Below are 24,443 nucleotides of genomic sequence, written 5' to 3'. Positions count from 1 at the left end.
ATAGAGAATGGTACGTCTTGGCTTTATCGTTGTTTTATTATTCTTTGTGTTGAATGGTGGAGGGCTGGGAATCCCAAACGTGCAGGCAAGCAGCGAGAGTTATACAGTTGATTCCCTGGATGTTATAACCAGGCATTGGAGCAGGAATGGCGTCAGTACATCGACATCATTTGCATTTATTAGCAAAGTGAGATCTGCGAGTGGTGTGTCCGTACCATTGGATACGATCAGTACCATGGTTGTGAGGACTCCTTCTTCTGCAGAGTGTACAAATCACAGTCTCAATCCGTATTGGTATTCCCGATTATCATATACAGATTTGAACGGTGATGGGAGTATTGATTTAGGTGAATCTGGAACACTCAACGATATACAGGGGGATGAAATTGATTGTGTTCTGCCTGTTAGCCCTCATGAAGCTGGGGAGTATCAGGCCACGTTTACCTTTACTAACGGTTCAACTTATTTCGAAAATCTGTCATATGATTCTCCAGGGCAGTCTATATCAGCATTCCCGCCCCTTGAAAATTTGGCAGCTATATGGCTTGGGGATACCGGTGAAATGACACTTGCCTGGACATTGCCCCAAACATATGGGCCTGAAAATTCTTTGGAGATTCGTGTATACGGTGAAGTTGATGGTAGAGCCAAAAACAAACAATTGCGTATCCTTGCATTGCCGCCTAACCTCACGGGGTTCACGGTTACTCAAGACATGACAGATTTTCTTCAGGTTGAACAAACCGATCAAGTGCGGGTACAGCTTCGAATGCGCGGGGAAGATAACACCCAGTCCCGGACTATTGGGAGATATACATATGTTCCAGCAACCCGATCTCTGACTGAAGTCTCAGGAATCAAGCTGGATGGGGTGATAACGAATAGCAATGGTGATGCAGTTCAGAGCGGCAGGATTCAGCTCATCGCAGCCGATGATGCACAAACTGTATTGTATTCAGTTGAACTGGACAGTACAGGTCGTTATAGCCTTCCAGGTGTGGCGAGCGGTAGTTATCTCTTGCATGTGTTACCGAGCACATCAATGGATAATCAGTATTATCTTCCTATTCAGGTACCTGTTCAGATAGGCATTCTTGATATGACACTGAATTATTCAGTGTCAATGGTGAATGGTAATATCTCGGGGGAGGTCAGCAAAGATTTAGGAGTGAGTAATTGGGATGATCTTTCAATCAAAATTTTAGACCAGGATTTTACTGTGGTCGGTGAGACTAAGGTGAGAGCTGGAAGATATGTTACCCCCACAGTTACACCTGGAACATATTATCTGAGTATAGAAGACAGCAGTGGCCTGTATGCGAAGAAATTCTATGATGAAATTCCTGAGTGGGACATGCCCAATGCCTTACCGGTTGCTGTTTTGGAAGGGATGACTGCCACAGATATAAATATTTCCCTGCATAAGGTGGGAGATGATCGCTATCATGTCAGGTGGCCATATGTGTCGACCACACATACATTGAGAAATGGTATCTCTAACACAAACTCCTTTGTAGCGTATGAAGACATTTATACATATTCAGACAGAAAGCGAATACTTCAAGATGTAATAAGCTCTGTGAGTGTTACGACGCCTTCAGATATTTGCACAAACATGGAGTATGACGGTTACAATTTTTGGAGGCTCAATCTTCGCGATCAGAATAGGAATGGCTTGATCGAAGAGGTGGAATGGGATGAGTTGAGAGTTATTCGAGGGGCGTCAGCAGCCTGTGATTTAAATACAAGCCCACACGAAAAGGGGGATTACCAGTTTACTTTCACCTTTGAAGACGGATCAGTGGTTCAGAGAACACTGCCCGGGGAGCCTGCTGGCTTATCCATAAATGAACTGCCTCCAGTAGAGAATCTCGCCGCATTCTGGGACAATAAGAATAGGGAAATGCAACTTAACTGGTCATTACCTGCTACCTTGATCTATGATGCGGACGATAAGTTGCAGGTTCGTGTTTATTCATACCAAAACGGGCATTACCAGAATAGTCAGTTACGGGTAAGGGATCTCCCTGCCAATATGACAGAATTTACCCTGACACGTGCGATGACAGATGTGTTTGATGTGCCCGATGTTGACCAGTTGAGAATAGAGATACGCATCTATAGCAGCAAAAGTTCAACATATTCCTCTTCAATACAAACATATTCGTTTGATTCACGAACAGGTACTCTGGAGGAGGCTGAAATTTCCGCAACTCTTCTAGACATAAATGGGGATAAGAAGACCGGACTTGAAGAAGCTATTTACTCCTTACAGGCAATTTCTGGGCAATAAGTAATTGAACTGTAGAGAACATCCCCCGAATGGTGCAATACCATTCGGGGGGCATAGAGCTATGCTGTAACCTTTGTTGTTTCCTTTTGCGATTGTCAGGTTGAGTGTCTGTAGCTGGAAAGGTTGGTCCACAACCTTATTGGTGGTGGGCCAATGGAAACCGGAGGGTGAAGATGACACCATTTCTCCCATCATGAAGATTATCAACCGTGATTGTGCCTTTGTGGTGAACGGTGATTGTCCGGGCCACATAGAGGCCCAGGCCGAGATGAGGTCGTGAGTCATGCTTAGCCCTGCGCGAGACCATAGAGTTAAAAATCTGGGCGCGAATCTCTTCCGGGATTGTCGGCCCCTGATTTATCACCTGCAGAATTATTTCTTTATCCAGTTCGTACAGGCTGATTTCAATCGGTGTTTCAGCATCATGAAAGCTGACGCCGTTTTCAATGAGTTTATCCAGTAATTGGCGTATTCTTCCCGGGTCTCCATAAAGTGTGAGTTCTTTATCGGGTTTGTGATAGAGAAATTGTGTATCGGGGAACGCCTGTTGCCAGCTATGCTCCATCCATACCTGGATACCTTGAGTGAGGTTAAAATTTTCATGAGCGTCACGATCAAGCGCTTCCTGCAGACTTGTTGCATCCCGAATCGCACCAAGAAGCTGCTCGAGACGCATAACATCGGTGAGTGCCCAGTCGAGATAGTTGCGGATACGTTCGGGTGGGTTTTCTATTTCACCGCTGAGATTTTTCAGCGAGGCGGATATTCCTGCAAGCGGGGTGCGCATTTCGTGTTCGAGATTGTCCGCCATATTTTCACGGTATTCACTCTGTTCCTTTAACTGGCCGAGCATAGTTGTGAGAGTGCGTGAGAGGTCACCGATTTCATCTTTTGCCCGTGATGGTCGAAGGATGCTGCGTATCTGACCTGTCTCAGAAATTGCTCCTGCAGCCTGATTGCGAAGTTGGCGGATGCGTGATGATAGCCGTGAGGCAAAGAGTAATAAACCGAGGGCGCCAACACAAAAAGCGAGAATAGTGAAGCTGAGCGATTCTTCAATTACCCGGTTTTGCAGAGCAAGAATGGAATTTGTGGTCTGTTCAACAACAACTGCTCCGATAACCTTGTTATTTTCCTTTAAGGGAGCTATTGCCGCCATGATTTCCACCTGATCTTCAGCGATGCGGTATTGAGTAATCGAACTTTTCCCCTGCAACCCTTCCTTTACTCCCGAGATATCAAGGGTAGTGGGCAGGGCAACCGGCGTTTTGAATTCGTCGTTAAACGAGGTAGTGAAGATCCTGTAGAGTGGTTTCAGTGCGCCATATATTGAAGAACTGATACTGTTGAGTAATGTTTTGTCTTCAGGCTTCGGTGATTCTTCATCAGGGTTGAGTGAGCCGAAACTTGCACGGATTCGCTGGTTGCTGTCGACAATGAGTATGCGCGACTGCGGCCTGTCGAGTGATTGGAGAATATTCTCAATAGACTTAGAAGGAGAAAGCAACCAGCCAAGTTTTTCAGGACTTTCCGGGTTGGCAGTGCCGATTAGCGCATCTACTTGCCGATTGAGACTGTCATCGACATCAGCGATGGCAAATGCAAACCTGTCACCAATAAGATCGCGTGGAATTCTCAGCTCAATGGTGTATCCGTTTTCTGTTTCAGACCAGACTCCCTGTATCCGTTTTTCAAGTATTACCGGCAGGCTTTCTGCCGGATTTACTGGCATTAGATAGCCGTTTACCCATCCTGGAGCTGCTGTAGATACAAGATACCTATGCAGCACACCTTTCTGGTCCTCAATGCCAATCTGTAGATGATCTGCCCGTGCTATTCCGAGTGATTGTTGCGGGCGATAAACGAGTTTGTCATCAGTGACCTGAAAGAGCGCGTAGATATATTTGCCGCGTACACCGAGCATGTGCTTGAAGTGCAATGAGTCATAATTATATGTCCCGTTTATTCTAAGAATATGCTCTCCGGCAAACTCTTCCGCTTCAAGGATCTGGGGAAGCCAGTCATCACTTTTACCGTTTAATCGAACCGGGTTGGTGAGCTGAAAAAGGTAGAGATCGCGGCTCTGATTGAGGGAATGAAACAGCTCCTGGTCGAGAAGACCACTACGACCGGCAAGGGAAGATGCCACCGCATGAGCAGAAAAGAGCAGGGTATCTTTACGACTCTCGACCAGATCACGGGTGATTATTTCGCTAAATCGAAAGCCGATCAGCGGAATACTCAGCAGGAGGAGTGAAACAAGCGTCAGTTTTAGTCGCAGGGAGAATCGCATAGTACGTATTTTTTTTAGTGAGGCGATAGGTGTGAGGGGAGAGGCGTATACTGCCATTTAAAATTCAGTTCGAGAGCTTCTAGACAAGTGTGGTAAACACCTCACACCTATCGCCTCACTCCTTACACGTAATTTTTATTGTGAATTATGGGGTTTGCCATCTATATCCCATCCCATATTCAGTCCGTATGGCATCAAAGTCAGCATCGATCTCCTGGAATTTATCTCGAATTCTCCTGATATGGGCGGTAATGGCGTTGTTGGTCACCACAACATTTGCCGCTTCCATCAGCTGATCGTGGGATTTAACATGACCCGGTCGCCTTGCCAGTGACAGCAGCAACCAGTATTCGGTGAGCGTCAGGTTGAGTTGCTGATCGTCCCAGAAGACTTGCTTGCGTTCTTCAATTATCCGGAGTTTTCCGGCTTTAACAATCGATTCCTGCACATCCGGGGTGGTCTGAAGTGATTCGACCATTTTAAAAAGTGACGAAATCCGCACAGGCAGAAAATCAAGCGTTGTGGTGTTTTTGGTAAGATAGTCCCATGCGCCAAGTCTGAGGCCGGAAACACGATCAAGATCACTATCCCGCGCAGTCAAAAAAATGATAGGGATAGTGGGCGAAAGCTGACGCAATTGTCTGCATAACTCAAAACCTCCTTCCTTCTCATCATGAAGCATCACATCGAGCAGGGCCATGTCGGGAAGTTGCTGTCTAAACGCTGCTTCCGCTTCCGGCCTGCTGCCGTAGCTGTCCACACGATATCCTTCACGCTCAAGCGCCTGGGTGTAATTGGCTCTGAGCAGATCATCATCTTCAACGAGTGCAATGGTGTATACCATGGTTTTCTCTGTATTATGTCGTGGGAGTGATTTACGCATTATTCAGCGCAGTTAGTAGATCAAGGTCAGCTAAAGGTAATCAAATAGTGTGTATTTGGCCAGTTGAAGATGCGTCTTGTCATAATCGATCATATTTGCTCGTCACGATGTCACGATTGCTTCAGCCTCTTATCACATTTGTCCTGTTTACTGGGTACACGTGAGAAAGCATTAACAGAAACACATTAGCAGCACTGGTTGATCGTTAGAATCTGGAGCACTGCTAATACGTTACAATTTCGAAATTATGAGGAGTGGACCATGTCGACCAGCAATGTACCCGTTGTGCACGAGAAGCAAAAAAAAGATGCACCGGACCCGGGCAACCTGATGTTGCTTATATATACAATCACCATAGCACTTATCATTATCTGCGGTGGAATTATTTCGGCTGACGCGAGTGAGTTGCCTGTTGAGTCAAATGATGCTCAAACCTTCAGATTGGAGGACGTTCAGCAGGGGGAGTTACTACTGCCGGGGCTGGGTACCAGTGCAGCACCGGCAGTTCTTCTGGCGCAGGAGGTGAGAATCACGGTCAGTGGTATTGCAGCACGGGTGAAAGTCTCCCAGACGTTCAGCAACACAAGCCCTGATTGGGTTGACGGTGTGTATGTGTTCCCGCTTCCTGAAGAGAGCGCGGTGGACAGGTTGCGTATGCTTGTCGGAGAGCGCGAGATAATCGGCGAAATACATGAAAAAGCGGAAGCTAAAGCAATCTACGAAAAGGCTAAGCAGGAAGGCAGAAAGACGTCATTGCTTGCTCAGAATCGCCCTAATATATTTACCACCAGAGTTGCAAATATCGGCCCTGGTGAGAATGTGACAATCGTTATCGAATATCAACAGATGGTGCAGTATTCGAACGAAGTTTTTTCACTGCGATTTCCAATGGCCATAACTCCGAGATATATGCCGGGAAATGTTCAGGCTCCAACAGAGAACCGTACCCTCACCTTTTCTAATGAAGGTTGGGCACACGATACAGATCAGGTTCCGGACGCATCCGAGATCTCTCCTCCTGTGGCTGCGGCCGGATCCGGAGAAGGACCCACGATGAAACTTTCCGTCGATCTGGTGAGTGGTATGGCTCTTTCCCGCCTTGAAAGTCTCTATCATACAATGAAGATTGATGAGGTGGCCGAAAATCAGTTTGCTCTTGCTTTCACTGGCGAGGTTCTAGCCGATCGTGATTTTGTTCTCGAGTGGCAGGCCGAGAAAAAGGCTCAGGCCTCAGCGGCACTGCTTTCTGAAACTCAGGATGGAAACCGCTATTTGTCCCTGATGCTTATGCCACCTCAGGAATCAGCTAAGGTGTATGTACCGAGAGAAGTGGTGTTTATTCTTGATGTATCAGGTTCCATGGCCGGGCCTTCTATTGCACAGGCTAAAGAAGCATTGCACAGCGCTCTTGTAAAACTTCGTCCTGTTGACCGGTTTAATATCATCAGCTTCAATAACACCGCTCACTCGCTCTTTCACGGTTCAGTACCGGGAACAGAAGATAACCTCGTAACAGCACAAAAATATCTCAGTGCACTCAAGGCAGATGGCGGAACAGAGATGAAACAAGCTCTGGAACTTGCTCTGGACGGGGAGTTTCAGCGAGAGCGTCTTCGTCAGGTGATTTTTTTAACAGATGGGGCTGTAGGTAATGAAGATGCGCTTTTCGCACTTATTAATCATCGACTTGGTGATTCAAGATTGTTCACCGTTGGTATCGGCTCTGCACCTAATTCGTATTTTATGAAACGTGCTGCGAGTGTCGGCCGTGGAACCTACACCTATATCGGCGATCTGAACGAGGTACAAGTGAGGATCGATAAGCTGCTCAGCAAGATATCAACTCCGGCCATAACAGATATACAGATCAAGGCGGCTGATGGTAGCGAACTTGAACTTGAGGCGTACCCGAATCCGATTCCTGATCTCTATTTTGGTGAGCCTCTTGTGTCAGCACTCAAGGTGAAAGGGGAGATTTCAGCTTTTAAGGTGTCGGGTAATCAGCTTGGGAAACGTTGGGAATATACCATTGATACTAGCGGTTCCAGTTCAAGACCCGGGCTTGCAGCACTCTGGGCGCGTAAAAAAATCAGTTCAGAAATGCAGTCACTTGCCCTTGGTGCCGACCCTGAGAAGGTGAAGAAAACGATACTTGCGACAGCGCTTTCTCATCAGCTTGTAAGTAAATACACCAGCCTTGTGGCTGTTGACAAGATTGTCTCAAAGCCAAAAGCGAGTCAGTCCAGTAAAGAAGTCGTTAAGACAGCGGCTCCACGCGGAATGCAGATGCAGGCCGTTTTTGGTGGCGGTTCACGAACTGCAACTCCATCAGCACTGCATCTGTTGGCAGGCTCTTTATTACTCTTAACCGCAGGAATTTTGCACATCTTACGGAGGCGGGTATGGATAAAATGGTCATTAAGGTAACTGTCTATCTTCTGTTGGCCGCTGGCGGTCTGCTTATCTGCGACGGCATGTGGCTACGGGTTAAAGCGATGATCGCCCAGAAATTACTTCAGAACGCCTGGGAGGAAACTGTTCGCACCGGCATTGCCGTAAAGCCCTGGCCATGGGCCGATAGCTGGCCGGTAGCACGCTTGCGGGTAGATCGTCTCGGGATTGATCATATCGTGCTCGAAGGTGACAGTGGTGAGGTGCTGGCCTTCGGGCCGGGGCATCTCACCAATAGTGCAGTTCCCGGCAGCAGCGGTAACTGCATCCTGGCGGGGCACAGAGATACCAGTTTTACCTTTTTAAAAGATTTACAACCCGGCGATGTCTTAAGCCTGGAGGCTAGAAACGGCAAAAATTATACATTCAATGTATCTTCGGCTCATGTGAAAAAAAATAACGATTTGTATATTGAGCAGTCGGATAATCCATGGCTGACACTCATTACCTGTTACCCCTTTAATGCAATTCAGCCTGGTACCGATCAGCGATATGTGGTCTTTGCCAGCATGGCACCATCAATATAGTAGTTAGCGGTTTTACAGATTGTGTGTCTTGTTCTCTCATCTGATTATGACTAAGCTGTAGTAAACAGCCTTATTCATAAACGTAAATGAAGCTTGGGACTCATAATGTCACTTCTCTTCTTTCTCTCATTGTTTATTCTTATTCTCCACATCATGACCCTGGCTGATATTGGCCAGGGTCTTTTGCGTATGACGCGTCTGAAACAAATAGTCCCTGGCCTTTCCACGAACACACCTCGTGTCTCTGTAATAGTCCCTGCATGTAATGAAGCTGAAACCATTGAAGAACCTCTTCTGGCGTTACTTGATCAGGATTACCCGAATTTGGAAATTATAGTAGTTAATGACAGGTCAACGGATGCAACCTCAACAATCCTTCAAGCTATTAAACAGAAAAGCACAACTCCGTTTACCATCCTGGATATTCAGGATCTTCCTCCCGGCTGGTTGGGAAAATCCCATGCATTGCAGCGGGGAGCAGATGTGGCAACAGGCGACTATCTCCTCTTTACCGATGCTGATATCGAAATGGAGAGATCAGTAATTTCTCGCGCGGTAACAGCGATGGAATCAGATGGGTTGGATCACTTAAGCCTTATCTTTCAGACAATCGGCGGAAACTGGTTATTAAACGGTATGGTGCTGGATGCTGCAAGCGGTCTGCTGGGGATGTTTAAACCCTGGAATGCCAGAAAGAAAACGAACAGATATTTCATGGGAGTGGGCGCGTTTAATATGGTTCGTAAAGACGTGTATCGTTCCATTGACGGGCATAATACAATCCGGATGCACCCGATCGATGACCTTATGCTTGGCAAGATCATCAAGGAAAACGGATCTAAGCAGGACTGCTATCTGGGGCAACCGCTGGTAAAGGTGTGCTGGTATTCTTCTGTCCCGGCAATGGTTGATGGCTTAATGAAAAATGTATTCTCTGTTCTCCATTACAGAGCATGGCTTGCTGTTCTTTCAATACTCGTGCTGGTTATGCTGACAATAGTGCCAATTTTCGGGGCTATGTTTGCCTCAGGAATGACCCAACTGTTTTTTATCATGATCGTGCTGTTACGAATCTGTGGTCTCGGCTTAGGGGCAATATTATCCGGGATGCCGGTCGGGGCGGTAGTTGGTGGTCTTATAGCTCCTGTAATCAGTATCTATATTATTGGTCGGGCAACCTTTCTTACTACAAAAAATCAAGGTATTTACTGGCGTGGTACCCACTACCCGCTTAGTGAATTACGCAAAGGCCGACCTTTACTCTTTTAAGGCATTTTTTTAACACAAGCCTGCAATGTTCCTTGTCATGAGGAGACTCCGTCTACGAATTATTTTTTGTAAATGTTGAAAAAACGGTCAAAGGTGGTAGACAAGGCGGTTGACTGTACTCAGTGTGCTAACGTATACAGGTACACTGGCACGCATTACAATGATACAATGACATTAAATTCCCGGGGAGAGATTATGCCGGATACAGGAATTACAGATATACTTGTTTCAGAAGATCAGATTAAAGAGATCGTTAAGCGTCTTGGCGCTGAAGTTACAGAGCATTATAGAAACACAGAACGTGAATTGGTGGTAATAGGACTCTTGCGCGGATCATTTGTTTTTATGGCAGATCTTGTACGTGAAATCAAACTGCCGATGGTAATGGATTTCATGACTGTTTCAAGCTATGGCGATGGTACAGTAAGTAGCGGTGATGTCAAGATTATTATGGATCTTGATACTTCCATTGAAGGGCGTGATGTCCTGCTTGTTGAAGATATTGTTGATACCGGCAACACCTTCAGTAAAGTAATTCGTATGCTGCAGAACCGTAACCCAAATAGCTTGAAGATCTGTACCTTCCTTAATAAACCTGAGTGTAGAACCGCAGATGTGGAGATTGATTTCTGCGGTATGGACATCCCCAATGAATTTGTTGTTGGTTATGGGCTTGATTATGCCCAGTTGTACCGTAACCTGCCATATATCGGTATTAAAGGGCAGTAACAAATTGTATTCTTTTGGTAAATCCCGTTGTGTGTATCAGCCCGTTCTTTCGATTAAAAGAACGGGCTGATCTGTTAATATTCCGAGAGCTTTACTCCGGCAAGCGCCATTGCCAACCACCCGGCCAGAAATGCCATGCCGCCAAAGGGTGTGATGTATCCAGCAGATATCCCAGAAAAAGCCATCAAATAGAGACTTCCTGAAAAGAGCAGAACCCCGGCGATAAAGCAGAATCCGGCGAGGTTTAAAAGTGTTTGCTGTCCCTTCCATATATGCAGGGCAATTGCCACACCAAGTAGTGCAAGACCGTGGTAAAACTGATAACGCGTGGCTTTTTCCAGCCATATTATGATGGTTTCATCATATGTGCTGGGCTGGTGCCCGGTTGCTGCCCCTATAGCGATGGCAAGACCCGCAAGGACTGCACCGGTTGTGAAAAAGAATCGTGTCATTATCGTTCCATTCGTTTGAAATTTAAAATTATCACCTATCTGTCTGTTGAGTATAATCATGTAGATATATATTGCTCGAGAGTATTTTTAGCAAATCGAATATTTCCCGATAGTAGTGTTTGGTCAGGAATTTCATTAACGTGAAAAACTGTATATGAGCCACCAGTGATGTCGTGAATTTCAGGAGTGTACGTCGTAGGCAAGTCTTTGGTAAGGCTGTATCTGCCTATAGGTGTTGAGTCCGTCTATTCCTCCCTCCATGATCATGTCGACCACGATAATGGTCTCACCTCTGGTAGTGAACTCTTTTACCAGGGCTCCATGTAGTCGTTGGGTGAGTTGTTTTCTGGTAGTAGGGAGGTAAAATTTAAAGGATGTGCCTTCTCCTGTCCGATTGAATACGTCCTTATGACGCTTCTAGCCGACTAGCCCTATGAGAACAGTACTTAACCAGGGAATATAGGTGATGATGAGCAGGGTGATGATCAGTAAACCCAGAAAAGGGAGGGTCGATCGATATAATTCGACAATCGGTTTTTCGAAGCGGTAGGAGGCAAGAAAGAGGTTCAGACCCACAGGCGGGGTGCAGTAACCTATCTGCAGGTTGGTGAGGAAAATGATACCCAGATGAATGGGATGAACATCATAGCCGATGGCGATTGGCAGAATGAGGGGGACGATAAGCACCAGTGCCGAGAAAATATCCAGCATGGCTCCGACGATGAGCAGAAAAATGTTTAAAAGCAGCAGGAAAGTGTATTTCGAGTCGATATAGGTTCTGATAAATTCGAAAATCCGTGCAGGTATTTCCTGATCTATCAGGAAGTTGGTGGATGCCATTGATGCGGCTAAAATGACAAGGATTCCACCAAAGAGCATCATCGACTTGGACATGATCTGCGGGAGTTCAGAGAACTTTATATCTCGGTAGATAAGCACTTCAACGATCAGGACATACAGACAGGTGACTGCTGCAGCCTCACCAGCTACGAAAAAACCTCCATAAATACCACCGAGAATGATTACAGGCAGCGGGATCTCCCAGGCAGCCTCCCGTATAGCAGAGAGAGCTTCATGCATTGTGGGTTTGGTCTTTTTTGCTTGCGCGGGGCTTTTTCTGATGGAGTAGGTCATCAGCAATATCAGCATCAGAAGACCGGGTAATATACCTGCAAGAAAGAGATGATCTATTCGTGTTTCTGAAATTACCCCGTACAGAATGAGCGGTAAACTTGGTGGGAAGAGCAACCCAAGACTTCCTGAAGAAGTGATTAATCCCATCGAGAATCGTTCGGAATATCCATCTTGTATAAGTGCAGGGAGCAACAGTCCGCCAAGTGCGAAGATAGTGACACCCGAAGCGCCTGTAAAAGCGGTAAAAACAGCGCAGACGGCTAATGATACAACAGCAAGCCCACCGGGCATCCAATGCAGAAAGATGCGGGAAAGCATAAGAATCCGCTCAGGAGCTCGGCTCTCAGAGAGCATTGTTCCAGCAAAGATAAAGAGCGGAAGGGATACGAGCATTGGGGTGTCCGCAAGGCGTGACATTTCAATAATTACAACAGACAGATCAATATCGACAGAGGCAAAAGAGATCAGAGCCAGAGCGGCGATAACAAGAAACAGCGGCGCACCAAGCAGAGCCAGCACAAGTGTAGAGAGCTTAAGAATGTTCATTACCAGTCCGGTTGCGGCCGTAGTGTTTGGCGAAGGATACGATGAGCCAACGTTATAAACAGTATAAAATATCGAAGGGTGATCAGCGCAAAAGCGAGCGGGAAAATGAGATTAATGACCCAGCTCGGTAAATCGAAAATTGTAGGAACACTAAACTCCATCTCGCTTCTGATAAAGAGATAGGCGGCCCAGGTGAGAAACCCTGCTGTTATGCATGAGAAGAGATGCGTCGCGAGCAGGACAAAAGGAAGCAGCTTTTTCGGGGTGAGAAAGCCAGCCAGATCAAGGGCAATGTGTTTCCCTCTTGAGGTGGCCATGGCAGCACCAAGGAGGCCGGACCAAAGCACAAGGTAACGCAGCATCGGATCTGCCCAGAGAAGGCCGCTGTCGAAAAACATGCGCAGCCCAATTTGCAGACAGGCCAGCAGTATCATTGTGGTTAAGAGCAGGCAGAGCAGATATTCTTCAATCCGCTTAGCGTGGCTTAACCACGAAACCGTTGTCGGCCGAACCGGTTGTGCTGTCACTCTTGTTTCCTGGTAGGATTAGCGGCATGGTAGGCGTTAAGGAGTTGCATAGTTTTGAGATAGATCTCTTCAGAAAACGCTTCTCCTATCAGCCTGTCAACAGTCTTCATATGGTGATCCTTGAGTTCGGCAATAGAGGAATCATCTGCGGAGATAAAAGTCACACCGCGATCTTTCATCACCTGCCGTGACTCAAGGTTTGATTTTCGAGTGTCGTCAATTAATACGGCAAAATGCTTTGTAGCTGAACTCGTAACAATTTTCTGCTGGTCATCTGTGAGTTTGCTGAATTTTTTCTTATCCAGCAAAAAGACGCCGTAAGCATACCCGAATGGAGTGTCTGTTATGTACTTTGCTTTGGTGAACCATTGCATGACAATGGAACCGTAGAGCGAATTGTAGACAGTGTCGATAAGCCCGGTCTGAAGTGATGAGAGCACATCGGGGATAGAAAGTTGAACCGGTGTAATGCCGATATTTTGAAGAAAGGCTGCAGCCAGAGGGTCACCGGCTGGCATCCAGTTGGTGGATTCTTTCAATTCGGCCGCTGTGGCTAATGGTTTTGTTGACATGGTGTAGATAAAACCTACCTCTGTCATGGCGATAAATTCCATGCCTTTTTCATTGAAACGTTTCTTGAATATCGGCAGGAGCCCGTTTCGAACGGCGTCTACCTCATCATATGTACTGAAGAGAAACGGAATCGACATAATCCGAAAATCAGGAACCACTGGTGCTATACCGGTCATGGTAAAACCACCGCCATGGAGCTGGCCGACACGCATTTTTCTGTACATTGCCTGATCATCACCCTGAATACCGCCAGCATAGATACGAAAACCGACTTCGCCATTGGTCTTTTGGGAAACTTCATCTGCAAATTTCTTGAATTGGGTAATCCAGACCGTGCCTTCAGGTGCGAGAGTGGCAATTTTGAAGAGGTGCTTGGCACGGGCCTGGACAGTGTCGACCAGACTGAAGCCGCTGATCAGGATAGATATGAGAGCGATTAGCAAAAAGCGCATGGAATTCTCCGGGTATTATTATGTGAAAATCAACTGATAGTATATTTTTTATTCAGCAAAATAGTCCTCGTCAAGCAATCTTCTAGCCTTTCGTTTGGCGACCTGGTTGCTGAGAGCGTATTCCGGTGCATCATCAATGGGGAATTCCAGCACTTCTTTAAGCAGGGCGTCGTGCAGTTGCTGATCAAACAGCTGGCGTGAAAGGGTCTCTGCATAGAGAACCTGGACAATAAGGAATTTTCGGTCGGAAAGTTGAAGTGCTCTCTCAAAATGGGTTCTGCTTTTTTCCGGATCACCACCAAGCATAGCTGGCCTGGTGGCGTAATATGCGCCAAAAAAGAGATGACTGCTTCCGGCTTGAAATGATTCATCCAGCTCAATAAGGCGGACCATCATTTTTTCAACCATAGCAAGATCTGCAAGACTTGCCGGTGAGCCCTGCTGTACCTGAATCCAGTTGAGCCAGGCGAGTGTGCCCCAGAATAGATTAGGTACGTTGCATGTTGTCAGTTTATTAAGCGCCTTCTGAAATTCCTTTTCGTCTGTACCCGGGCTTATCGGAAGTAATTTAGAGAGCAGTGATGTGCCATGCAGTCTGCCTTTTTCGGCAATGGTCATGACTCGTTCTTTCGGCATGTTACACTCTGCCATTGCTGTGATGTATCCGGTATAGGCCTGTGAACCGATTCGTAATAAATTTTTACTATCAGGATCGCCGGCAATCATTGAGTCGATCATTAGCAGATAGGCCGGTGCACCCTCACAGACCAGTTCGAGATCAGTTTGTTGTTGCAGATTACCAACAGTCGGTTCAATGATCGTGCTGGATATCAGCATGGAGCATGAGCTGAGAAGAGGGATAAGACCCAAAAAGAGCAAAGCGCGCTTTAAGGCAACGAACCGGATAGAAGGCATGGCTATATTTCCATAAACAGCATACATCCTGAAAAGTAATCAGATTTCAGATGAATGCCTGTTGAGTTTGGCGTCGGTGAATCCCTGTCCAAAAAAACAGTAGTCGGCAGGGACTCTCTCTTAGGAAGCTGTCCGACAATAGGGGTTTTCGCTCAGATCAAGGCAAACTCGCAAAATTACCGGAGGCATATAGGTAATATTCCGAGGATAATTTTTCGAGTTTAACGAAGATATGGGTGAAAAGAGCATTGTCGGACAGCCTCCTGGTAAATTTACATTAACTGTTCGATATAGTCTAACAATCCTCAAGTGAGACTGTCAAACATTGTGTTCATATTAACGATTATCTAACCGTTAAAAGGCAACCGCTTGAATATAATTATAATGTGAGTGGTAGAAAGGTCTTTGATCGTGAACACTTCAATGCAATCAGAGGCGTTTTGTACAGAGGGCTTTATTCGTCAGTATAGAGACCGGCCATATCCTTGATCTCCCGGGCGATCCTGTCGCGAAGTCGCTCAGGTGAGAGTACCCGTACCATCGAACCATATTGCAGAATTTTCATGGTGATTTCACGATCATCACTGATGGGAAGTTTAAGCAGAACACCGTGCTCTGTCTGGCTGACCTGCTGATCACGATGCCAGTGTTGGTGTTTGACCAGTTCTGCAGCAGTTCCGCTAAACTCTATCTCGGCAATTTCTGTCTTTTTCCCTTTAAATATACCAAAAGAAGGGGCAAGATAGTTCTCGTTGAGATCAGGGATGAAGGTGATTTTTTCTTTGGTAAGTTCCGCTTTCCTGATACGGGCGATATGGAACATACGCAATCCTTCACGAAGCCTGCAGTGCGCAAGCAGATACCACTTCCCCTGATAGTTACACAACCGCTGCGGTTCAATACAGCGAGAACTGACAGTTGATGATGCTGTTGAGTAATCAATAGTAACAGCCTGACGGTTAACCACCGCCTCAACGATGGTGGCAAAAACTTCTGTATCGATCGACTCAACTTCAATCCACTCACAGTAGAGACTGTCCACCAACTTAGCGTGATCAGTCGAAAGCATCTGTGACAACTTGGCCTCAAGCTGCTGCAACTCCGGCAAGCTGCTTAAACCTGCTTCCCTGCCGAATCGATTTAACATCCCCAGTAACAGGGTGATTTTCGGACTCTGAGTAAAAGGCAGCGAAAAGTCATCTTCAGTATAATAAAACCCGTTCCTGGCGCTATCAAACTCAAGAGGTGCCAGCAACCGATCACGAAGATAGGCTATATCTCTCCGAGCCGTAGCCTGTGAAACCTCAAACTGATCTGAAATAGTAGTAGCGTTAGGGTAACGACCCCGAAGAATGTCCTGATGGAATGAATACACACGCTCAAGCAGGCTCATGGAATTTTACAAAAGAAAAGGTAAGTTGAGGGACCAGATGTTGGTCTGAAGCGAAAGATTTTTTTCAGAATCAGGTAAGCGTAAGACTCCGAGGCACTCGAAAAATTTACCCACAGGCGTATATGTAATACGCCGAGGACGAAATTTTACGAGTAACGCTGAGTCTGGGAAAAATATCCGCTTCATATCAACATTTAGCGGGCTTGCCGTCTGTGCTTTACCGGAAGTATTTTCATCTGTTCCCGATACTTAGCGACGGTTCGTCGTGCAATCTGAATATTTCGTTCAGCCAGAAGGTTGGATATCGCGCTGTCACTCAGAGGCTTCTTTTTATCCTCTTCCTGAATCATTTTGCGAATCCTGGTCTTGATAGACTCCGCAGCCAGTGCATCACCACCTGCACGTGGGATTGCAGTGGAGAAGAAATATTTCAGCTCATAGATCCCTTGCGGGGTATGGGTGTATTTATTTGATGTAACACGGCTGATGGTTGATTCGTGCATATCGATATCTTCAGCCACATCACGCAGGATAAGAGGTCGTAAGTGTGTTGCACCATGCTCGAAGAAGTCGTACTGAAATTTCAGGATCGATTCCATTACTTTGTAGATGGTGCGTTGGCGCTGATAGAGTGATTTAATAAACCACTCGGCACTTTTAACCTTTTCGGCAATATAGCTTCTCGAGTCTTTTTGCAGGTCTTTGGTGCTGGACTGTAGTAATTCGAGATAATGACTGGAAAGTCTCAGATGCGGCATGTCATCGTCATTAAGACGAATTTCGTATTCGCCATCGACTTTAACGATATAGACGTCCGGGACGACGTAGTTGGTTTCTTCCTTTGCATACGGAAGACCCGGAAACGGGGTAAGCTCTGAGGTGATAAAATCGATGGCTTTGAGGATGTCGTTACGTTTTTTCCCCGTTGCCTTCATTAACTCTTTATAGTTTCGAACCTCCAGAAGCGGGAGATGGTCGCGGACAATCACTGCTGCAAGGCTGTCTCCCATATCCATTCGTTCAAGCTGCAGGTAGAGTGATTCACTGACGTCTCTTGCTGCAATGCCTGGAGGGTCAAGCTCCTGTAGAATTTCAAGTACGTATTCTACTTCGTCAGGGTTGCTTTCAGCGTAGGCAATGATCTCTTCAATCGAGACTTCCAGAAAGCCGTAACGATTGAGATTACCGGCTATAAAGAGAGCAATCTCCATCTCTTTTTCATCAAGTTCACAATGCGCGAGCTGCCATCGCAAGTATGCAAGCAGGCCCGGTTTTTCAGAGATGAAATCAAATTGTGAGGGAGCATCGGCAGCCGGGGTTTCCTTGGCAAATGAAAAGTTACTGTCAAAATTATTTGCGTAATCTTCCCAGTTTACATCACCAACGCTGTCACTTACTGCAAACTGTTCGGTGACATCTCCTTCTTTGCCCGGTTCTGTTATTTCAATACTTGCCTGCAGTTCAGGAGGGAGTTCGAGTGTGTCACTGCTTTGCGAAAGGTCCTCTTCTAACGCAGGGTTTTGCTCAAGTTCGGCCTGTAGGGCACCGGTGAGTTCGAGACGATTGAGCTGCAGCAGCTTGATAGCTTGACGTAGCTGCGGCGTCATAACCAATTTTTGTGCGAGCTTGAGTTGTTGTCTGAGTTCCAGTGCCATAGCCAGTTCTTATCACATGCTGAAATTTTCGCCGAGGTACATCTTTCTGGCGACTTCGCTTTCGATTATGTCGTCAGCCACACCACTTGTTAATATCTGCCCGGCATTCATGATATAGGCAAAATCGCAAACTTGTAGTGTTTCCCGTACATTGTGGTCAGATATTAACACTCCGAGACCAAGATCTTTGAGGCTGTAAATCAGTTTTTGCAATTCTCCGACAGCCAGCGGATCGATTCCTGCAAACGGTTCGTCAAGCAGGATAAACTGCGGCCGAGTAGCGAGTGCCCTCATTATTTCGACCCTGCGCCGCTCACCGCCGGATAACGCATGGCCGAGATTGTTACGCAGGTATTCGATCTTCAGTGTTGCCATCAGATCGTCAATCCTGTTGTTAATCTCGTTTTTGCTTAACCCCATCGGTTCGAGGATGATTCGGACATTTTCCTCAACAGTCAATTTTTTGAAGACTGAAGGTTCCTGGGCAAGATATGAAATGCCTTTTAAGGCGCGTTTATGGATCGGCAGATTGGTGATCACCTCACCATCAAGCAGGATATTGCCGCTATTTGGACGGATAAAACCGGCGATTGAATAAAACGAGGTGGTTTTTCCTGCCCCGTTAGGGCCAAGCAGACCAACGACAACGCCGGTGTTTACCTGAAGGCTTACACCGTTTACAACTGTTCGGCTGCCGTATCGCTTGACTATATTTCGTGTTTCAAGCAGTGCCATGAGTTATCCGCAATTTTCGTTATTCGTTTTTTGTTATGGGAGGTAATACTCTACTGCTGGAGTATTGTCATGTTAACCCTGCCGGGCCTTTTCTTCTGGCCCTCTTCTTCGTTAAGCGTGGCGCTCACACCCTTTTGTGAAACAACTTCAGAGCGACCTTCATCAAGGTAATAGATGATTTTGTCACCGCTTACAACGTTCTGTCCCTGCCATGCCTTTGCATCACCGATAAGAATGAACTGACGTTTTTTGGAAATATAAATCATGTCTTTTGAGGTTCCAAGCCACTCGCCGCGGGTAATTTCAACATTGCCGTTACAGACGAGCTTCTCGACCTTTTGGGTCATTTTTTCGCTCTCTTTGGCTTCTTTGGCTTTCTCGGTGTAGTAGACCGTCATTTTATCAGAGCGGATGCGGACATCTTCCTGGCGTGCATCGACATCACCAGTGAATATGACAGAACTTTCCTTTTCGAGGGAGGACATATGATCAGCCTCAACCCTGATCGGGGCATCTTCTGCCGACACCATCCCGGTCATGGGGGAGGTGGTAAATATGAGTGCTGCAACGAGCAGTGTGAATATGTAGCGGATACGTTTAGTCATACGTAATCTCCATCAGTAAACCTGTTCGTGAATCGTCCTATGCAATTACCGAGCCCATGGTATCTTAATGGTTGCGAAAAGTAAAGCAAAGGTGTTAAGACCATCACTTACCTGATAACTTCGCATGCTGCAATAGAGAACAAACAATAACAACTGTAGCGCCTGAAAGCTCTACAAACTGTACTTTGTGCTCCTTGATGGCAGGCATGTATGGACATGGCTGAGAGAGTACTTTACTTGCAATCTGCGAGTCAGTACAATAGGGAATGTGTTCTGCACTGCCTTATCCTACGTTAACCAACTACAACTTTTTACAAAATTTCAACAACAGGCTGAATGTGCCTTGCCGGCAGCAGCCGTGGAAACGATTATGAAGGAAAGTATTGAAAGGGCCAAGGTCCTGATCGAGTCGTTGCCGTATATGCAGGAGTTCCGGCATAAGACTGTGGTAATCAAGTATGGCGGTCACGCCATGGTAGACGAGCATCTTAAAAAGCAGTTTGCGCTTGATGTCATCCTGCTCAAACAGATAGGTATCAATCCGGTCATTGTCCATGGCGGAGGCCCGCAGATAAATCGCTTTCTCGACAAGCTCAACATTAAGCCGAGCTATGTTCAGGGGATGCGCGTTACTGACGGTGAGACAATGGATGTTGTCGAGATGGTACTGGTTGGTAAAGTCAATAAAGAGATCGTAGGACTGATCAATCACTGCGGCGGAAAAGCCGTCGGGTTATCGGGTCGTGACGGTGATCTTGTCTGTGCTAAAAAGCTACAGATGAGTGCCAGAAAAGAGAGCGAGGAGCTTGAGAACAAGCCGCCTGAGCTCATCGATCTCGGTCGGGTAGGGCAGGTAACACAAATTAACGCCGGTGTGCTGGAGAGCCTTTATCAGGGAGATTTTATCCCGGTGATAGCTCCGGTAGGAGTTGGCGAAGACGGCCAGGCATATAACATTAATGCTGACCTGGTGGCAGGAGCAATTGCGGGAGAGTTGTCCGCAGAAAAACTGATGTTGCTCACAGATGTCCCGGGTGTAAATGATAAAGAAGGTAACCTGATCAACAGTCTGTCCCGAGAAGATCTAGAAGGATTGATTGATGACGGGACAATCGCGGGAGGCATGATCCCCAAAGTCCGTTGTTGCGAGGATGCCCTGAGAAGGGGAGTGGGCAAGACCTACATCGTAGATGGACGGGTGGAACATGCTATCTTGCTTGAGATGTTCACCAAAGAGGGAGTAGGAACGGAGATTTATTGATGGAAACGACAAACAAAGCATGGCAGGAGAAAGGCAATCAGGTGTTTATCGGCAATTATGCTCGATATCCGGTTGCCATGGTCAAGGGTGAGGGGTGCAGGCTGATTGATGCAGACGGCCGCGAATATCTCGATTTCCTCGCAGGCATCGCAGTCTGCAGCCTGGGGCATTGCCACCCGGCAGTGACCGAAGCTATCCGCCGCCAGGCTGGTGAACTTGTGCATGTTTCCAATCTCTATTACACAGGCCCGCAGACCGAGCTTGCCGAACTGCTGGTTGCCAACACCTTCGCTGAGAAGGTTTTTATGGCAAACAGCGGCGCCGAAGCTAATGAGGCGGCGATCAAACTTGCGAGAATCTACAGCGGTGAAGGAAAGTATGGAGTGATCTCTCTTGAAGGATCATTTCACGGCCGTACCCTTGCCGCAGTAGCTGCAACGGGTCAGCCGAAATTCCATCAGGGTTTTGAGCCGTTACCGGCAGGATTTTCCCATGCGCCGTTTGGCGATCTTGAAGCACTTGAGAAGATGATCGACGAGACCACCTGTGCAATTCTCTGTGAACCTGTGCAGGGAGAGAGTGGAGTACGTCCGCTTGATAAAGAGTATCTGCAGGGGATTCGTGATTTATGTGATAAACACGGATTACTCCTGATATTTGACGAAGTACAGACTGGAATCGGGCGAACAGGTTCACTTTTTGCGTACCAGCAGCTTGGCGTTGTGCCGGATATTATGACTTCGGCAAAAGGCCTTGGTAACGGTCTGCCTATCGGGGCGATGATGACCACCGCAAAGATTGCAGAGGCTCTGGTTCCGGGAACCCATGCCTCCACTTTCGGCGGAAATCCTGTAGCTTCAGCAGCCGGTGTTGCGACGCTTAAAATAATGCTTGAGGAATCGTTTTTTCCAACAGTAATGAAGAAGAGCGAATATTTTCAGGCAAAGCTTCGCGAGCTGGTAGAAAAATTTCCAACCCTTGCAAAAGGTGTCCGCGGCAATGGTCTTATGCTTGGCATGGTGCTGACTGAGCAGGGTATCACGCTTGGTACAGATATTGTAAATCGCCTATTGGCAAAAGGATTTATAATCAACTTTGCAGGTGCTGCTGCGCTCAGATTTGTACCGCCGCTTATTGTAACTATTGAAGAAATTGACCAGTTATTAAAAGCGCTGGAGGAGACTCTCGCTGAGGTTCAATAAACCTATACTTATATGACCTAACAACGAAAACATCGTTCTGAACACTTTTGAGATTATTTGGGATCATAAAAAAGTGCTGACAATTCAGCTGGTGTTTTCGTAAAATAATCGTTTTTTGGGCCAAGGGTAGCGAAATAGCGGGGAAAATGCTTTGCAAATAGCCCGTTTTTTATGTAATGATATTTCTTTTCTCCTCAAAATATAGACAGTCTACAGACGTGGGGAGATACTACTCCGCGAAGCAAGCCCCGGTATTTACACAAATCCAGAGCAAAATATTTGACTTCCGGGCCAAGCTTTCCGGCTGATAGAGGTGTTACCATGCCAAAACATTTACTTGCATTACAGGAATTTACAAAAGAAGAACTGCTTGATTTCGTTTACCGGGCAATCACGCTGAAGAATGAGAAAGCTGAAGGGATCATTCATCAGCATCTGGTTGGCAAAACCGTTGCCCTGATTTTTGAAAAACCCTCCACCCGTACTCGTGTCTCCTTTGAATCAGCTATGTACGGCCTTGGCGGTCAAGTAATTTTTCTTTCAAACCGCGACACCCAGCTTGCCCGCTCAGAGCCGCTTAAAGACATGGCGAGAGTAATGGATCGCTACGTAGATGGAATGGTAGTTCGTACCTTCGGCCAGAATGTCGTTGATGAACTGAGCCAATATTCCTCCGTACCGGTTATTAACGCCCTGACAGATTTGCACCATCCCTGCCAGGTGCTGAGCGATGTGATGACTGTGATCGAGAAGAAGGGCGATCTTGACAATCTCCATGTCGCCTGGGTCGGCGATGGCAACAATATGGCTAACTCCTGGATTCAGGCGGCTGCCAAACTTGGTTTCTCACTGACTCTTGCCTGTCCGGAAGGATATGATCCCGACCCTGAGATCTTCTCCAGCTGCTCGGAAGTTGCCAGCAAACCGATCACTCTTGTTCGTGATCCCAAAGAGGCTGTAAAAGGCGCAGACGTGATTAACGTTGATGTCTGGGCGTCTATGGGGCAGGAAGAAGAACAGGATGAACGTCTGGAAATATTCAAGGAATATCAGGTCAATGCGGATCTCATGAAGCTCGCTCCTGCAGATGCAATTGTTATGCATTGTCTTCCAGCTCATCGTGAAGAAGAGATCACAGAAGAAGTTCTTGAATCAGAGCAGAGCGTGGTCTGGGATCAGGCGGAGAATAAGATGCACATACATGCAGCTATTCTCGAGATTATGCTGACGAAAGAATAGTAAAACAATACATATGCTGCGCACAGCAGAATATTTTTAGCCAGGACTGTTAGGTAACTCCCTGGCAATATAAGACGCAAGAAAACTTACATGTAGAGGTTTTAGAGATGGATGTGAAAAAAATAGTACTCGCCTATTCCGGCGGGCTTGATACTTCGGTTATTCTGAAATGGCTTGAGAAGGAATATGATTGTCCTGTAGTTGCGTATTCTGCTGATATTGGTCAGGAAGAAGACTGGGATGCGGTTCGTAAGAAAGGACTTGCAACCGGTGCCGAAAAAGTAATCATCTCCGACCTCAAAAAAGAGTTCGTTGAAGATTACATCTTCCCGGCTTTTCGCGGTAATGCTATCTACGAAGGTCAGTATCTGCTTGGTACTTCGCTTGCCCGTCCACTGATCTCCAAAGAGCAGGTGCGTATCGCACAGGCTGAGGGTGCCAATGCTGTCAGCCATGGTGCCACCGGTAAAGGCAACGATCAGGTACGTTTTGAGCTTGGGTACATCGGTTTAGATCCTTCTTTGCAGATCATTGCTCCGTGGAGAACCTGGGACCTTACTTCCCGCACCAAGCTGGTGGAATTTGCCGAGACGCACAATATCCCTATTCCAGTAACCAAGGAAAAGCCATACAGCTGCGATGAGAACCTTCTTCACATCAGCTATGAAGGCGGCATCCTTGAAGATCCTTGGAACGAGCCGGATGAGGCAATGTTCAAGATGACCGTATCTCCTGAGAATGCCCCTGACACACCAACCTATATTGAGATGGAGTTCAGAAACGGTGATCCGGTAGCGATTGATGGTATTGCGATGGAACCACTTGAGCTGTTCACCAAACTTAATAAGATTGCAGGTGCCAACGCTATTGGTCGTCTTGACCTGGTTGAAAATCGTTTCGTCGGTATGAAGTCACGTGGTGTTTACGAGACTCCTGGTGGAACTCTTCTTCGTGCTGCACATGTAGCGCTTGAGGCTATCACCCTGGATCGTGAAGTTATGAAGATTCGTGACTCTCTCATTCCACGATATGCAGAGCTTATCTATAACGGTTTCTGGTTCTCACCTGAACGTGAATTGCTGCAGACTACCATGGACGCAGCGCAGAAAACTGTAAACGGTACCGTACGTATGAAGCTTTATAAAGGAAACTGCTTTCCTGTTGGTCGTAAATCCGATCAGTCACTCTATAAGGAGAGCTTCGCGACTTTTGAAGAAGATAATGTATACGATCAGGGCGATGCTACCGGTTTCATTCGTCTTAACGGACTTCGCTTGAGAATTCAGGCTCTGCAGGGTAAGTAAACAGT

Annotated in this window: 20 protein-coding genes; 9 read left to right on the top strand and 11 right to left on the bottom strand. The window is 46.7% G+C overall.

What is annotated here, in order from left to right; all coding sequences use genetic code 11:
- Positions 1-7 precede the first annotated feature (7 nt).
- The gene (locus FCL46_RS24280) at positions 8-2,293 is read left to right on the top strand and encodes a carboxypeptidase-like regulatory domain-containing protein (protein WP_136810621.1); all 2,286 of its coding nucleotides are present in this window, start codon (positions 8-10) and stop codon (positions 2,291-2,293) included.
- Between the two features lie 136 nt (positions 2,294-2,429).
- On the opposite strand, the gene FCL46_RS24275 is transcribed toward FCL46_RS24280, so the two are convergent.
- Both FCL46_RS24275 and FCL46_RS24270 read right to left on the bottom strand, forming a co-directional pair.
- The gene (locus FCL46_RS24275; protein ID WP_228723275.1) at positions 2,430-4,643 is read right to left on the bottom strand and encodes an ATP-binding protein; all 2,214 of its coding nucleotides are present in this window, start codon (positions 4,641-4,643) and stop codon (positions 2,430-2,432) included.
- A gap of 88 nt (positions 4,644-4,731) precedes the next feature.
- Entirely contained in the window at positions 4,732-5,430 is a 699-nt protein-coding gene (locus FCL46_RS24270) for a response regulator (RefSeq protein WP_136810622.1), read from the bottom strand.
- A gap of 300 nt (positions 5,431-5,730) precedes the next feature.
- Here FCL46_RS24270 and FCL46_RS24265 point away from each other — a divergent pair, with 300 nt between their 5' ends.
- The 4 genes from FCL46_RS24265 to hpt all read left to right on the top strand — a co-directional run bounded on the left by FCL46_RS24265 (position 5,731) and on the right by hpt (position 10,445).
- The gene (locus FCL46_RS24265) at positions 5,731-7,896 is read left to right on the top strand and encodes a marine proteobacterial sortase target protein (RefSeq protein ID WP_136810623.1); all 2,166 of its coding nucleotides are present in this window, start codon (positions 5,731-5,733) and stop codon (positions 7,894-7,896) included.
- Positions 7,872-8,447 (top strand): class GN sortase, encoded by a 576-nt coding sequence (locus FCL46_RS24260; protein WP_136810624.1) that lies wholly within the window; start codon positions 7,872-7,874, stop codon positions 8,445-8,447. The genes FCL46_RS24265 and FCL46_RS24260 overlap by 25 nt, the downstream gene beginning before the upstream one ends.
- Before the next feature lie 105 nt (positions 8,448-8,552).
- The gene (locus FCL46_RS24255; RefSeq protein WP_136810625.1) at positions 8,553-9,716 is read left to right on the top strand and encodes a glycosyltransferase family 2 protein; all 1,164 of its coding nucleotides are present in this window, start codon (positions 8,553-8,555) and stop codon (positions 9,714-9,716) included.
- 195 nt (positions 9,717-9,911) lie between these two features.
- Positions 9,912-10,445 carry a hypoxanthine phosphoribosyltransferase gene (gene hpt / locus FCL46_RS24250; RefSeq protein WP_136810626.1) on the top strand — a complete coding sequence of 178 codons (534 nt, stop codon included), beginning with the start codon at positions 9,912-9,914 and terminating at the stop codon, positions 10,443-10,445.
- A gap of 74 nt (positions 10,446-10,519) precedes the next feature.
- Here hpt and FCL46_RS24245 read toward each other — a convergent pair whose 3' ends face one another.
- From FCL46_RS24245 to lptA, 9 genes are all read right to left on the bottom strand, one after another.
- Positions 10,520-10,897, bottom strand: coding sequence for a DUF423 domain-containing protein (locus tag FCL46_RS24245; protein WP_136810627.1), 378 nt, complete (start codon positions 10,895-10,897; stop codon positions 10,520-10,522).
- Between the two features lie 417 nt (positions 10,898-11,314).
- Positions 11,315-12,577 carry a TRAP transporter large permease gene (locus FCL46_RS24240; RefSeq protein ID WP_136810628.1) on the bottom strand — a complete coding sequence of 421 codons (1,263 nt, stop codon included), beginning with the start codon at positions 12,575-12,577 and terminating at the stop codon, positions 11,315-11,317.
- Complete coding sequence (locus tag FCL46_RS24235; protein WP_136810629.1) at positions 12,577-13,104, bottom strand: TRAP transporter small permease; 528 nt, start codon at positions 13,102-13,104, stop codon at positions 12,577-12,579. The genes FCL46_RS24240 and FCL46_RS24235 overlap by 1 nt, the downstream gene beginning before the upstream one ends.
- Entirely contained in the window at positions 13,101-14,129 is a 1,029-nt protein-coding gene (locus FCL46_RS24230; protein WP_136810630.1) for a TRAP transporter substrate-binding protein, read from the bottom strand. The genes FCL46_RS24235 and FCL46_RS24230 overlap by 4 nt, the downstream gene beginning before the upstream one ends.
- A gap of 48 nt (positions 14,130-14,177) precedes the next feature.
- Positions 14,178-15,044: a TRAP transporter TatT component family protein gene (locus tag FCL46_RS24225; RefSeq protein ID WP_167506092.1), complete on the bottom strand. Its 867-nt coding sequence runs from the start codon at positions 15,042-15,044 to the stop codon at positions 14,178-14,180.
- A 454-nt stretch (positions 15,045-15,498) separates the two neighbouring features.
- A complete protein-coding gene (locus FCL46_RS24220; protein ID WP_136810632.1) occupies positions 15,499-16,437 on the bottom strand; it encodes a helix-turn-helix transcriptional regulator in 939 nt (312 codons plus the stop codon).
- 194 nt (positions 16,438-16,631) lie between these two features.
- Positions 16,632-18,092: an RNA polymerase factor sigma-54 gene (gene rpoN / locus FCL46_RS24215; RefSeq protein ID WP_136810633.1), complete on the bottom strand. Its 1,461-nt coding sequence runs from the start codon at positions 18,090-18,092 to the stop codon at positions 16,632-16,634.
- 12 nt (positions 18,093-18,104) lie between these two features.
- Positions 18,105-18,827, bottom strand: coding sequence for an LPS export ABC transporter ATP-binding protein (gene lptB, locus FCL46_RS24210; RefSeq protein WP_136810634.1), 723 nt, complete (start codon positions 18,825-18,827; stop codon positions 18,105-18,107).
- A gap of 50 nt (positions 18,828-18,877) precedes the next feature.
- Complete coding sequence (lptA, locus tag FCL46_RS24205) at positions 18,878-19,432, bottom strand: lipopolysaccharide transport periplasmic protein LptA (RefSeq protein ID WP_136810635.1); 555 nt, start codon at positions 19,430-19,432, stop codon at positions 18,878-18,880.
- A gap of 370 nt (positions 19,433-19,802) precedes the next feature.
- Here lptA and argB point away from each other — a divergent pair, with 370 nt between their 5' ends.
- The 4 genes from argB to FCL46_RS24185 all read left to right on the top strand — a co-directional run bounded on the left by argB (position 19,803) and on the right by FCL46_RS24185 (position 24,438).
- Positions 19,803-20,693, top strand: coding sequence for an acetylglutamate kinase (argB, locus tag FCL46_RS24200; RefSeq protein WP_136810636.1), 891 nt, complete (start codon positions 19,803-19,805; stop codon positions 20,691-20,693).
- A complete protein-coding gene (locus FCL46_RS24195; RefSeq protein WP_136810637.1) occupies positions 20,693-21,895 on the top strand; it encodes an acetylornithine transaminase in 1,203 nt (400 codons plus the stop codon). Before argB ends, FCL46_RS24195 begins: the two co-directional genes overlap by 1 nt.
- A 321-nt stretch (positions 21,896-22,216) precedes the next feature.
- Positions 22,217-23,134 carry an ornithine carbamoyltransferase gene (gene argF / locus FCL46_RS24190; RefSeq protein WP_136810638.1) on the top strand — a complete coding sequence of 306 codons (918 nt, stop codon included), beginning with the start codon at positions 22,217-22,219 and terminating at the stop codon, positions 23,132-23,134.
- Between the two features lie 107 nt (positions 23,135-23,241).
- Positions 23,242-24,438, top strand: coding sequence for an argininosuccinate synthase (locus FCL46_RS24185; protein WP_136810639.1), 1,197 nt, complete (start codon positions 23,242-23,244; stop codon positions 24,436-24,438).
- Positions 24,439-24,443 lie beyond the last annotated feature (5 nt).

It is taken from the genome of Desulfosediminicola flagellatus, from assembly GCF_005116655.2.
Classification (GTDB): domain Bacteria; phylum Desulfobacterota; class Desulfobulbia; order Desulfobulbales; family Desulfocapsaceae; genus Desulfopila; species Desulfopila flagellata.
The sequence above is the reverse complement of the archived record's forward strand: the minus strand, read 5'-3'. Positions and strand labels throughout refer to the sequence as shown.

Coding starts and splice junctions, on each gene's coding strand:
- FCL46_RS24260 (WP_136810624.1), top strand. CDS start 7,872: ATGGATAAAATGGTCATTAAGGTAACTGTCTATCTTCTGTTGGCCGCT.
- FCL46_RS24280 (WP_136810621.1), top strand. CDS start 8: ATGGTACGTCTTGGCTTTATCGTTGTTTTATTATTCTTTGTGTTGAAT.
- FCL46_RS24275 (WP_228723275.1), bottom strand. CDS start 4,643: ATGGCAGTATACGCCTCTCCCCTCACACCTATCGCCTCACTAAAAAAA.
- FCL46_RS24270 (WP_136810622.1), bottom strand. CDS start 5,430: ATGGTATACACCATTGCACTCGTTGAAGATGATGATCTGCTCAGAGCC.
- FCL46_RS24255 (WP_136810625.1), top strand. CDS start 8,553: ATGTCACTTCTCTTCTTTCTCTCATTGTTTATTCTTATTCTCCACATC.
- FCL46_RS24265 (WP_136810623.1), top strand. CDS start 5,731: ATGTCGACCAGCAATGTACCCGTTGTGCACGAGAAGCAAAAAAAAGAT.
- FCL46_RS24245 (WP_136810627.1), bottom strand. CDS start 10,897: ATGACACGATTCTTTTTCACAACCGGTGCAGTCCTTGCGGGTCTTGCC.
- FCL46_RS24225 (WP_167506092.1), bottom strand. CDS start 15,044: ATGCCTTCTATCCGGTTCGTTGCCTTAAAGCGCGCTTTGCTCTTTTTG.
- rpoN (WP_136810633.1), bottom strand. CDS start 18,092: ATGGCACTGGAACTCAGACAACAACTCAAGCTCGCACAAAAATTGGTT.
- FCL46_RS24185 (WP_136810639.1), top strand. CDS start 23,242: ATGGATGTGAAAAAAATAGTACTCGCCTATTCCGGCGGGCTTGATACT.
- hpt (WP_136810626.1), top strand. CDS start 9,912: ATGCCGGATACAGGAATTACAGATATACTTGTTTCAGAAGATCAGATT.
- FCL46_RS24195 (WP_136810637.1), top strand. CDS start 20,693: ATGGAAACGACAAACAAAGCATGGCAGGAGAAAGGCAATCAGGTGTTT.
- argB (WP_136810636.1), top strand. CDS start 19,803: ATGAAGGAAAGTATTGAAAGGGCCAAGGTCCTGATCGAGTCGTTGCCG.
- FCL46_RS24240 (WP_136810628.1), bottom strand. CDS start 12,577: ATGAACATTCTTAAGCTCTCTACACTTGTGCTGGCTCTGCTTGGTGCG.
- lptB (WP_136810634.1), bottom strand. CDS start 18,827: ATGGCACTGCTTGAAACACGAAATATAGTCAAGCGATACGGCAGCCGA.
- argF (WP_136810638.1), top strand. CDS start 22,217: ATGCCAAAACATTTACTTGCATTACAGGAATTTACAAAAGAAGAACTG.
- lptA (WP_136810635.1), bottom strand. CDS start 19,432: ATGACTAAACGTATCCGCTACATATTCACACTGCTCGTTGCAGCACTC.
- FCL46_RS24220 (WP_136810632.1), bottom strand. CDS start 16,437: ATGAGCCTGCTTGAGCGTGTGTATTCATTCCATCAGGACATTCTTCGG.
- FCL46_RS24230 (WP_136810630.1), bottom strand. CDS start 14,129: ATGCGCTTTTTGCTAATCGCTCTCATATCTATCCTGATCAGCGGCTTC.